8 protein-coding genes are annotated in these 12,608 nt (G+C 33.3%); 5 read left to right on the top strand and 3 right to left on the bottom strand.

Annotation, left to right across the window (positions count from 1 at the left end):
• The first annotated feature begins 1,016 nt into the window (after positions 1–1,016).
• Positions 1,017–1,595 (top strand): metal-dependent hydrolase, encoded by a 579-nt coding sequence (locus MSKOL_RS00045; protein WP_048153178.1) that lies wholly within the window; start codon positions 1,017–1,019, stop codon positions 1,593–1,595.
• 102 nt (positions 1,596–1,697) lie between these two features.
• Complete coding sequence (locus MSKOL_RS00040; protein WP_156150914.1) at positions 1,698–2,570, top strand: CPBP family intramembrane glutamic endopeptidase; 873 nt, start codon at positions 1,698–1,700, stop codon at positions 2,568–2,570.
• A gap of 192 nt (positions 2,571–2,762) precedes the next feature.
• Here the strand turns inward: MSKOL_RS00040 and MSKOL_RS00035 are convergent, their stop codons facing one another.
• Positions 2,763–2,957 carry a hypothetical protein gene (locus MSKOL_RS00035; protein ID WP_048116507.1) on the bottom strand — a complete coding sequence of 65 codons (195 nt, stop codon included), beginning with the start codon at positions 2,955–2,957 and terminating at the stop codon, positions 2,763–2,765.
• A 1,169-nt stretch (positions 2,958–4,126) separates the two neighbouring features.
• Here MSKOL_RS00035 and MSKOL_RS00030 point away from each other — a divergent pair.
• The 3 genes from MSKOL_RS00030 to MSKOL_RS00015 all read left to right on the top strand — a co-directional run bounded on the left by MSKOL_RS00030 (position 4,127) and on the right by MSKOL_RS00015 (position 7,048).
• Entirely contained in the window at positions 4,127–4,828 is a 702-nt protein-coding gene (locus tag MSKOL_RS00030; RefSeq protein ID WP_052725288.1) for a DapH/DapD/GlmU-related protein, read from the top strand.
• 171 nt (positions 4,829–4,999) lie between these two features.
• The gene (locus tag MSKOL_RS00025; protein ID WP_048116504.1) at positions 5,000–6,040 is read left to right on the top strand and encodes a glycoside hydrolase family 18 protein; all 1,041 of its coding nucleotides are present in this window, start codon (positions 5,000–5,002) and stop codon (positions 6,038–6,040) included.
• Between the two features lie 360 nt (positions 6,041–6,400).
• Complete coding sequence (locus MSKOL_RS00015; RefSeq protein ID WP_048116498.1) at positions 6,401–7,048, top strand: site-specific integrase; 648 nt, start codon at positions 6,401–6,403, stop codon at positions 7,046–7,048.
• Between the two features lie 138 nt (positions 7,049–7,186).
• On the opposite strand, the gene MSKOL_RS00010 is transcribed toward MSKOL_RS00015, so the two are convergent.
• A complete protein-coding gene (locus MSKOL_RS00010; RefSeq protein WP_048116495.1) occupies positions 7,187–7,594 on the bottom strand; it encodes a DUF1699 family protein in 408 nt (135 codons plus the stop codon).
• Between the two features lie 1,853 nt (positions 7,595–9,447).
• Complete coding sequence (locus tag MSKOL_RS00005) at positions 9,448–10,737, bottom strand: Cdc6/Cdc18 family protein (RefSeq protein WP_048116492.1); 1,290 nt, start codon at positions 10,735–10,737, stop codon at positions 9,448–9,450.
• Positions 10,738–12,608: the final 1,871 nt, after the last annotated feature.

The raw sequence follows: 12,608 nt of genomic DNA, 5'->3' as shown, positions 1-12,608 counted from the left end.
AGAGTCAAGTGCAAGGTCCCCTATTCTCATATGATGACGGCTCAAAATTCCAGCTTATGAAACTGATCTTGATCTTCAAAGATGAGATGGCAAACTATTTTACAGGCTAGCTATCTCAAAGCGAAAAATCAAATAATTTAGATTCAGGTTTCATAGTCCAAATTTTCGAAAGTAACAACTATGTTAGATGCATTTCCAATTTTCATCCTTTCAAACAGGAGACCAAAAGATCCCACACAACTCTGTTATTAACCAGACGTTATAACAATTTAATATTTTTAATAATATGTTCACTAATTAATACACTAACTAGAGAATAAAACGATATAAATGGTTAGTAAACACAAAATAGGAATAATTATAGACATGAAAAACTAGATTAAATAATTATAAATGTTAGTGCAAATCAAAGTTGCTGTAAATTCAAAGTCAAGTTTTTGCATACTATGGAAAAAATTGATCTTCCGGCATGGAATTTTCTACCCCACAACTTTTTAAAATTTGTGGTTTTTCAGAAAAACTGGCATACTATCCTGTAAGTCGTTATGGATAAAAGTAAATCTCACATATTTATTGAAAAATATAAGAATTTAATTAAGTATTAAACGCACATGATATTCTTCGAATTGCAGGCACAAAGAAACGAAAGTACTTTTCACCTCATCCCTTTTGACTATCGACTGCGTCATTACCTTGGCTAGTAAGGTTGTCCTAACTATGGTTTTTCAAACCATTTCTAAACTAATCAGCAAATTGCCATCAAAGGCTTAAATTTGATAAGGAGCAGAAAATTAAAAAGAGTATTGTAAGCCAGTTTTGTTCCGTACTTTAATGCCAATTGAGTGTATACAATTATGACAATAGTTTCTAAATACATTTTCTCTAGCTGTTTTATAGATGGTATTACTTTTAATTAAATATCAAATATTACACAGATGACAAAAATCAAAGTAGTAAAATATTAAAAAATCAGTTGCCTGCCCGATATAAAATCTATTTCAAAAGAGGGGCTTACTATGCCTTATCCAATTGTACATATACTGTTTTTTATATTCTGTATCAGTGCAGTAGCTGTGTATGCGACTGTTAGATCAATTTTTCGTGAGGGATCCTCTTTTGGGAGTTTAATGCCTTTAATGTTGTTACTATTTGTAGGTAGCTTATGTTCGCTATTTCCAGACATCACAGCCGTTTATAATTTACTTGTAAATGGCACTATGGGGCATTGCTGGATTGGCACATTTCCAACACATTCACTTCTATTCAGTTTTTTTGCAATCCTGTTCGGAACACTTGTAGGATATATTGCATATAGAGAAATTAGTAAGGCAATATACCTAGGCCTTTTTGGCGAAGCTGCTTTCTTTTCTCATCTATTGCTAGACGATGCCTGTGGTGCCAGTTGTACTTATTTCTATCCAGTATACAATAAACCCATTAGCATATTCTCAATGATGAACATAGGTTTCCAGGAAACTGGACTTCTTCATTATTTAATATCATCTTTTGTATTCGTCTCATTTATTTGTTTTTTTATAATGATGACACTATTTTCATTGAACCGATTTGGCTTTGAGTTCAAATATAAATCATAAGAATAGCAGGCTACAACATAAAGAAAATGGTAGGTTTCGTGAAAAAAACATGCCTTATAAAAACCTGCCTCTATGGATCAATGTAACTAAAAAACAGGGGGTTTGAAAATCGAAAACTTGGAACTTCCTGCTAAGAACAAGGAAAATATAAGCTGTCTGGAAGCAGAATATCAGGAAACTAATGAGCTTGAAAACCTGAAAATCAGGAATAAGAAAGTTTATGTGGGAATCCCTATTCTTGCCATGACTTTTGCAGAAGTCCTGATATATTTTGGGAAGATAAACGAAGCTCTCTGGATACACATGGCCATCCTGATAGGCCTCTCTCTTTCCACAACACTCACAAAAAACGAAGACATTTATAAGACCTACCAGGCCCTGATGCTTCTTCCACTCCTTCGCCTAGTCAGCCTCTCGATGCCTATCTTTTTTGACACAACCCTTTACTCTTTTATTTTTATCTATGCTCCCCTGGCAATCCCGGTAACGATTAATGTCGCCTATCAGAAGTTGACACGTGAAGATATGGGACTTACTCTCAGTAAGATATGGTTTTATCTCCCACTTTCGGTACTGATAGGCTTCGGATTAGGGATAGGGGAATACATGGTCATCCAGGCAGGATACCTTATTCCAGATCTCTCCCCACTGAACCTCTTAAAGCTAGCAGTGGTTATGGTCTTCTTTGTAGGGCTTATAGAAGAAGTAATATTCAGGTCGATTATTCAGACAAGACTCAATAAGATCTATGGAACATGGGGAGGAATAATACTTTCAAGCATTCTTTTCGGCTTCATGCACTCCGCCTATGGAACTTTTTATGAAGTATTATACACATTATTTGTAGGAGCCATCATAGGTTATATGTTCTACAAAACCCGAAGCCTGCCGTTGATAACACTTATCCACGGCTTTGTAAATATATTTTTGTTTGGCGTTATTCCTCATCTTGGTTCTGGCCTCGGGCTGCTTTGATGTTTTTTGGATTTATACTCCTTTAAGGAAAGAAGAGAAAAAGAAGGAGAGATCAGTTAAGAGAATCAGTGAACTACCCCTAAGCTAAAGACTTCGGGGTTTTACGCTTCTACCTATAAACGTGGTGCAAAAAAAATATGAGGATTAAGATGAAAAATATCAAAAACCCTGAATAAACCACCAGTTACAAAATCAAATCACTGCAATTTTATAGACAAGAATTGCAATGAAAGATACCAACAGTGGCCCAATCCCCATATTTAAAGAACTTTCCAGAGCTTTTCCCTGAAACTTTGATGCTGACAGAATCTCCTTAAGCGAAAGAAAGAAAATCAATCCAATTACAGCTACGAGCCTGAATTTAGGAAGTCCTGGTGCAGTTAGCATTGAGAGAGCACTGGAAGAAAGTATGCTCGACGAAATTATACTTGTTAGCCTGTTAAACCCCTCCTAGTATATTGTTTTTGAAATGAATTTCGATAAACCTCTAACTTCAACAAATTGCTTATATTCATTATAAACAACCAACCAAAAATTGGCATTTTTCGAATTTTTCTATACACTAAAATATTCATCTCTAAAATAACCCTAGAGTAGAACTACTTGAGCTATTTTGGGTATAGACGTTTATTACGGAGTGAATCATTCAAATTTTACTAATTTTTTAGTATATAATTAGAAAACTAGCCGATAAATAAACATAATAGAATAAATTATTCTTATGATTACTAATTACAAAAAATTAGGACAAAATAAACAAGGTCAAAGAAGTTTTTAAGTATTTTTATATTATATTGCAGACAGCCACCCAACCCAAAAGGATGGGATAAGCTTCGGGCCGCCTGCCCGGTTTTTCGGGACTTAGAAATCATCACATCTTCTGGCTCTTCGCTATTCCGTATGGATAAGATGATTTTCAACTCAAGACCGCATTGGTTTTTATGAGAATATTATGAGGATATCCACACAAAACAACGAAGAGCCCATCTTCTTTGTCCGGATTTCATAGATTTATATGAAGAAGCGTAAAAACCCTGAGTCTTTAACTTAGGAGTAGTTTGCGCAATTGAGACTCTCTATTTAATTTTCCCAGTGACGAAAAGAATCAGTTTACCTAATTGTGAAAGTTTACACTCATTTCGCAATAAATCTATGCAATAAGTCTAGATTTTTTGCACCAGAAACACAGAATTTCCACAAAGCCAATTTGTACATTGGATATTGTTTTGAGCTTAAGACATTAAGACATGAAATTTTTTACCCAATAATTTCTGGATATTTGTGAGTTTACAGAAAAAATCAGCATACTGTATGAATGAGACTCAAAATATTTAGAAACTATTATTCATAAGGAAATAAAATTCTATTGAATTTATCTAGTTTGATAAGAATAGCTATGTAAAGTCGAATTTGACTATAAATGTAGATATTTTTTCTTAATATAGTAAATTATGATTTATAATATGCTAATGAGAGATCTTCGTAAGAATAGTTTTCAATATGCGTACTCTGAAACGCATTCTAACTAATAAAGCTTAAATGAGCTGAAAAAAATCATGATTGAGCAAAAGAATATAGCTGTTTATCTGCCAAAAATAATTAGCGGTTCTTATTTACTAAAAACAGGTAAATATATAGCAATAGCAATTGATGGAGTCGTAACTCCTATTATCTTATTAATGACAAAATTAATATTTATAGATACATCATTAAGACCATTATGGAAAATTAGAGGGCTTATATTATTTCCTTTTATAAAATGTGCTTCAGTTCCATATATCGGGAAAGATGTCTACTTCATTGAATTGCTAACTCGAAAGTATGTTTTCGGGAAAAACGTTCGTATTTCAAATTTTTGTAAGTTAATCGGCCCGGTTGAAATTGGAGACAATGTATCAATGAGTAATAACGTTGAAGTAAGACATCATACTGTTATTGGTAACCATGTTGGTATAGGGCCAAATACACTATTTATTACTGACACTCACCAACTAGGATCTGAAAAAGAAAGAGTCGGAAAACACATAACTAAAAAAATAATTATTGAAGATGGATGCTGGATTGGAGCAAATGTTATAATTTTAGGCGGAGTGACAATTGGCGCAGGATCCGTTATAGCTGCAGGATCTATCGTAGCCACAAATGTAAAACCTAATTCACTTGTAGTAGGTGACCGGGCAAAAGAAATCAGGACATTAAGAGGTATGAGTAGCTTAAGAAGAATTCAGCGAACTACCACGCAGCTAAAGACTGAGTAGATTCTTGGCCCATTCCTCACTCTACTAAGAGAATTTTGTTGTTTTATATATCCAAACTTTATATCACAATATATATTTTAAGCATAATTTGCCACTTTTGACTTCATTTTTTATACGAAAATCCATATATTGGATTAAAGGAATTAATAGCCTCATGAGTGGCGATTTTTGATGAGAAAAAAAATATTTGTTTTCTTTTTATTGGCTTTTCTCGCCTTTACAACAATACCAAAAACTCCTAACAATACTATAGTATACGGTTTTTGGCCAGATTGGCCTTATCTTGGATCCTATCAGCCAGATTGGAATACCTTAACTCACGTTTCATATTATAAATGGACTTTAAACAGTGATGGCACGCTCACGAACCCCGAAAATATGAGTAACTATTATATAATCAGGGATCAGGCACACCAACATGAGGTAAAAATAACACTGTGCATAAAATCAAATGATCCATATGTAATAGACAGTGTAATTGCAAATCACCAAACAGATTTCATAAATAATATTTCAAAGTCATTACAGATGTACGGAGCAGATGGAGTAAACTTAGACCTGGAAACGCCTAATGATATAAATATCATTACCAAAACTTCAAATGTTCCTTTATTCGAAAATTTAATGGCAAATCTTCATGCAACGTTAAAAGCTGAAAATCCTTCATATCATATTTCTCTTGATACTCCCTGGGGCATAAAATATGCTGCAACCTTCAAAAATGCAAATCTAAAAAAATACGTAGATTCCGTTTTTCTTATGAGTTACGACTATTGCAACCGAAGAACCACAGCTCCTAATTCACCATACAATAGTCCAACACGATATGATGCGATTGACTCGGTAAGTGAAACATCAAAATATTTTAAGAAAAACCAAATAATATTAGGCTTGCCGTTTTATGGTTATGATTATTTGACAGACTCCAATCAACCAGGAGCAAATATTACCAGAGAACAAGCCATATTCATAGGAACTGCTGTGAATAATTCTCAGGTTCATGGCAAAATTTGGGACTCAAATTCCAATACTCCCTGGTATTATTACAGGTCTGGTAATACATGGCATCAAGTGTGGTACGATGACAAGGAGTCACTCAGATTAAAGTACCAGTACGCAAAATCCAAAAATTTAGGTGGTGTAGGTTTTTGGGCTTTGGGATACGAAAGAAATTATTCTACCATTTGGGAAGTGTTTAATGAGACAAACTAACAAAAATGAAATTCAGAATAACATTCAAGATGATCTTGTAACCTTCTGACTTCAGCAGATCTCACTCCAATAATGGCAGACAACTCAAAAAAGGTCAAAAAAGGTGTGTATGTCGTTTTTTAGGGATCAATATCTCAAAATAACCGTATTCGATAAGAACAAAGACACGAATTTCACTCACATAAATGGCCTCTTTGTCCTGCCTTGTTTAAAGAAAGCTAGTTCAAAAACATCAGGTTTTGTCGTAAAACCTGACGTTTTTCCTGAGTTTTACTTAATTTCGTCTCCATTTTGCCTGCATATAGAGCCTAACCGCAAGGTTTTACTAAAAGCTAATACTACTATAAACCTGGTGAGTGGATGCCAACAAAGAAAAATAGTCATGTGAAAACGACAGAAGTGAACAAATATCCTGTTTTGCAACTCAAACGGGATCCTGAGGCAATTCATCATTATTTGAATGGAGAAATCCGGATCTTAGTACCCACGGAATACCAGCGCATTAAAAATGTAATCCCACAGAAGCGACACCGAACTCTTTTTGACGTTCTCATGATCACTGGTATGAGGTATATTGAAGTTCAGAGGCTCTGGGATCATAAAGAATGGTATCTAAAAAAGAAGAATATTATTCACCTACCAGACGAAGCCCAGAAGAAACATAAAAGAACCCAGCAAGAAAGGACTATCCACCCTCTACCAAGCATGTTTGAACTTCTATTAGATGACTTTTTTGAAGCCCGTAAACCACCTGCCGAAAGCAACTGGAATAGAGATCTCAGGAAGTGGACAGAGGATGCAGACATCAACCCCTATGGACTCTCAGCAAAAACAACAAGAAAGACCCTGGAGAGCTGGTGTATTGCCGCAGGCATGTTGGAATCTACAGTTTGTCTGCGCCAGGGGCATGACAACCTAACCAGCATGAAGCACTACCAAGGTCTTGCTTTTTCAACTGACGAACTTAGGGATATTAAAATACAGCTTACTGCCTGGGGAATGTTATAATAACATTCAATACACGAGCGCTGATGGTCATTTATGGATTAGGAAACCACTAAGTCTTTAGCTTAGTGGCAGTTCACATATGTGTCCTATTTCCTAAACAGGGCTATGTTTATGTTTTCTTTATTATCTTGCCTGAATTCAGGCAGGTACTTCCTTACTCATGATATAAGCAACCGTCTTGGGATTAAGCCGGTTCTCTCTTGAAACCCTTGCTTCAATATCTTCAGCGGACCTACCTTCGGATTTCATTTCCTTTATTTTTTCAGTCACTGAAGAAGGAATGGTATAGTATTCATTAATGTCTTTCCTGTGGCCCCAGACGTCTCCTTCAATAAGCTGGATTCTCTGCATCTCAAGGAATATTTCCATGGATTTTGAGACCGTAGCCATGTAAGACTTAGGTAACTGAATTACCTCAATCTTCGGACAGGTCTCAACCAGTTCAAAAATGTCCTTGTTTGAAGGTCTGAAGGCTAGATGAACAATACGCTCATTAGGATTGAGATTGAAAATTTCTTCTCTGGAACTGACTACTCGAATTCTCATACTTTTCCCCCATTAGAAACTTCTTGACTTCTTGTAATTTTTCTTTGATATAAACAAGATATACTGATTATAAATAATTATCTCATTAAACTAACATTATTTAGATAGTCTTCAGGGAATAAAGATAATATTAGATCTTATAATCTGATTTAGAAAAGCCAAAGAAAGAATCAAAAACCATTTTTACAATTTAACTTTTTATTTTTGCTTTACTTTTGCTTGGTTTCATAACATAATTTAGTTAGAAAACAGTAATTATATAATTTTCAAACACTTTATAATTCTCTAGGATCAATTTTATACTTTTATTTAATTTCTCAGTTTGTTTGTCCTTATATGGGTAAAAATATATATGTATACAAAAATTCAAGTATATATTTATGCAACGATACAAGAATACAAATATATTCGTATCAAAAATTATTAGTATTCAGGTATATCAGGAGACATAGCTCCAACACATAGCGATTTTTATTTTTTTATTTTGGCTCTTCGTTGTTTTATGTGGATATTCTCATAATGTACTCATAAAAACCAATGCGGTCTTGAATTGAAAATCATCTTATTCATAGGAAATGACTAAGAGCCCTTTTTTGTGCATGCTATAGAACAAATGACTATCCCAAAAAGTATATCAAATTTTGGCTAAAGAGATCGATAAGGTAGGACCTAGTAAAAAGAAACTTAAACAGGATAAAGAAGATCTTAAGGCCACCTATAATAATTACTTCTTACCAGTTCAAAATTAATTAACACAAAGAAATAAATGTATATAGAACTTGAATTTATAAAAAAGTTTAGTTAGATGGTATACAAAAATATACAATGACGAATCCTTCAAAAAGTTTCCTGCTTTCCTCCAAATAAAAATATATCAATTGATTTGTTAAAAAATTGAAAACTGCCCTTCCTTAACCAGGGTATATATCTTTAAGAATTTTGAACTGGTCAGTAAGGCCAAACTCTGAAATCTTACTCAGAATTCCAAGATGCAATTACATTAGTGAGTGAAACCTGTAAAGTGGAAACATGCTTTTATAGCGATGGAAATTACCACATTTACATAGAGCAGATACATTAGTGAGTGAAACCTGTAAAGTGGAAACATGCTTTTATAGCAATGGAAATTACCACATTTACATAGAGCAGATACATTAGTGAGTGAAACCTGTAAAGTGGAAACATGCTTTTATAGCGATGGAAATTACCATATTTACATAGAACAGATACATTAGTGAGTGAAACCCGTAAAGTGGAAACATGCTTTTATAGTGATGGAAATTACCATATTTACGTAGAGCAGATCCTTTTTCAAGGCACATGTCTTTAAGAATTTATAAATAGCCAGTAAGGCCAAACTCTGAAATCTTACTCAGAATTTCAAAATTCAACCACGTTAGTGAGTGAAACCTGTAAAGTGGAAACGTGCTCTAATAGTGATGAAAATTACCATATTTAAGTAGAGCATATCCTTTTTCAAGGCATATATCTTTAAGAATTTATAAATAGCCAGTAAGGCCAAACTCTGAAATCTTATTCAGAACTTCAAAATGCAATCACGTTAGTGAGTGAAACCCGTAAAGTGGAAACATGCTTTTATAGTGATGGAAATTACCATATTTACGTAGAGCATATACATTAGTGAGTGAAACCCGTAAAGTGGAAACATGCTCTTTTAGTGATGGAAATTACCATATTTACATAGAGCAGATCCTTTTTCAAGGCACATGTCTTTAAGAATTTATAAATAGCCAGTAAGGCCAAACTCTGAAATCTTACTCAGAATTTCAAAATTCAACCACGTTAGTGAGTGAAACCTGTAAAGTGGAAACGTGCTCTTATAGTGATGAAAATTACCATATTTGAGTAGAGCATATCTTTTTTACATCTGGCACATATGTTACAAATCGTATAAATTTACCATCTTTAAAGATAGCATTTTTTAGTGTTGTCGGATCGCCAATAAATACTATTTGAGATGTAAGTCCACCTCTCCCCTTGCTTGTCGTATTAGCATTGACAATTCCCATCATTTTAAATTTAGATACCTTTTGTGATATTGCAGCTAAAGAGAATTCTTCTTCGCCAACAAATTTACACATGTCATAATAAATTCGATAAACGTCTCCTGTAGTGAAATATTTTCCTTTTTTAAGATATATATCGGTATTTAACATTGCAAGCAACACAAATTTTTCCTGATAGGACATATTTAATACAAACTGTAAACTGATATCTTCTTTTATTTTTTGTGCTGCCAGTACCACATGCGCTGGCTGAACAGTATAACATGATGTCTTTATTGCAATATGTCCCGCTGTCTGAAGAAGATAGATAGCACGTCTTGCATCACCTTCATCCTCTGCAGCTTCTTTGGCACATCTGTTGACTGTATCCTCACTTACAACATTAGGGTAAAACGCTAATGGTACGCGCATATTTAGAATTTGTATAAGTTGATCTTCGTTATATGGAGGAAATATAATAGTTTCCCTTTGCATAGAAGAGTCTACTCTTGGATCAAGCGAATTAATGAATAAACCTGAATTGGAAACCCCTATAATGTGTATAAACTGTCCCTCGTTTAAGTCTTTAAGTTCACCTGAACGACTAAAATTATACAGGATATTATCATCCCTAAGACGATCTATTTCATCAAAAATAATTGTTAATGAATAACTTTTTTCTTTTAAAGCCTTATAAAATATGTCATAATAATATCCAGAAGTGACCCCGCGCTTAGATACCTTACCTGTATACCCCAGTTCCGCAATTAAATACATCAGAATTCTTACAGTTGTATCGTGTTTTTTGCACGAGACAGTAATGTGTTTTAAATTAAGTCCATCTGGAAAATTGCCGCTACTTTCAGCTTCGAGATATAATTGTCTAAACACGTGCTCCAAAACTACAGTTTTACCAGCTCCAGGGGGTCCATAGATAAAAGCATGTCCAGGGGTCCCATGTATAAATATTGGATAAAATATATCAGCCACGGCTCGAATTTCATCGTCTCTACCAACCAGCACATCTGGAACATAACCAGTATCTAATATATGCGGGTTTTTAAAAATTTTAATATTATTAAAATTGAATAATGTTTTAGGTTGTGGTGTATCAGAGTTAATATTATCCACGTCCACTTTATTTGTACTATATAAATGACATATTCAATATTTAACGATTTTTATCAGTGAAAGTGAAAGGCGTAAAGTGGAAATCAATGTAATACAATTTTCTGATTAAAAATAGTACATCTTGTCCAGCATGCAACATAATGATATTTATAATAATGTAAGAGATATCAAAGTAAAATAATGCTTTAGGTTAGGGTGCATCAAAGTAGACACAATACAGTTCTATTTTACGCGTACTATATAAACCATATATTTAATATATAAATAATATTATCAGTAAAAGTGAAACATGTAAAGTGGAAAACAATAAAGGGAATAATATTATAATTTTTAAATGACAAATGTAAAAGAGTAATACGTTAGTGAAGCACGTAAAGTGGAAATCAGCAAAAGGTATAATTTACAATTAAAAAAATGATATCCCTAAGTTACGGACATATACTATATATAAAAATATAAATAAAGAAAAGAATAAAACAATGCTTTTAGATTATAATTCATTAGAGTGAATATAAGACATGTCCACTTTAGAGGTACTATATAAATAATATATTTAATATATAACAATTTTATTAGTGAAAGTGAAACGCATAAAGTGGAAATCAGTGTAGAACACAATATTCTAATTTAAATGATATATGTTAAAGACTCAACCTACAAATAAAGAATATAAAGTTGAACACTTGTTTTCTTTTGTGGTAGAGCTGGTTTCAAAACTCAAAATTGCTTATTTGAATATCATATTTGAGCATAAAGTATATTTCTGAAGTTTTTGATAGATTTCAAAACTAGTTTTTATAAAAGTTTTAAGTAAATGTCATACATAATTATTTATTGTATTAATTTCATAACCCTACAACATGGTTTTTATATTGTCAAACTAATGGTTTGACTACGTAAAGTCAAACCGCATTCTGTCAAACTTTTTTTTATTGTTTTTTACTTTATAGGTTTTACTCACTATTACAGCACTTTCTATGTTTCACTTTCACTATTCTAGCATTTTTTTCCTACTACCGTTTCCACTTTACAGGTTTCACTTTCGCTATTATCATGCTTTCATGCTATCGTTTTCCACTTTACATGTTTCACTCATTACTATTCTAGCGTTTTTTTCTTACTACCGTTTCCACTTTACATGTTTCACTTTCACTATTCTCATGCTTTCCTGTTGTCGTTTTTCATTTTATATGTTTTACTTTCACTATTCTAGCTTTTTTTCCTACTACCGTTTCCACTTTACATGTTTCACTTTCACTATTCTCATGCTTTCCTGTTGTCGTTTTTCATTTTATATGTTTTACTTTCACTATTCTAGCTTTTTTCCTACTACCGTTTCCACTTTACAGGTTTCACTTTCACTATTCTCATGCTTTCCTGTTGTCGTTTTTCATTTTATATGTTTTACTTTCACTATTCTAGCATTTTTTTCCTACTACCGTTTCCACTTTACAGGTTTCACTTTCACTATTCTCATGCTTTCCTGTTGTCGTTTTTCATTTTATATGTTTTACTTTCACTATTCTAGCTTTTTTTCCTACTACCGTTTCCACTTTACAGGTTTCACTTTCACTATTCTAGCTTTTTTCCTACTACCGTTTCCACTTTACAGGTTTCACTTTCACTATTCTCATGCTTTCCTGTTGTCGTTTTTCATTTTATATGTTTTACTTTCACTATTCTAGCATTTTTTTCCTACTACCGTTTCCACTTTACAGGTTTCACTTTCACTATTCTCATGCTTTCCTGTTGTCGTTTTTCATTTTATATGTTTTACTTTCACTATTCTAGCATTTTTTTCCTACTACCGTTTCCACTTTACAGGTTTCACTTTCACTATTCTCATGCTTTCCTGTTGTCGTTTTCCACTTTACACG

Source organism: Methanosarcina sp. Kolksee (assembly GCF_000969945.1).
Taxonomy (GTDB): domain Archaea; phylum Halobacteriota; class Methanosarcinia; order Methanosarcinales; family Methanosarcinaceae; genus Methanosarcina; species Methanosarcina vacuolata.
Note: the sequence above shows the minus strand (reverse complement) of the source record. Positions and strands in the feature narration are given on the sequence as shown.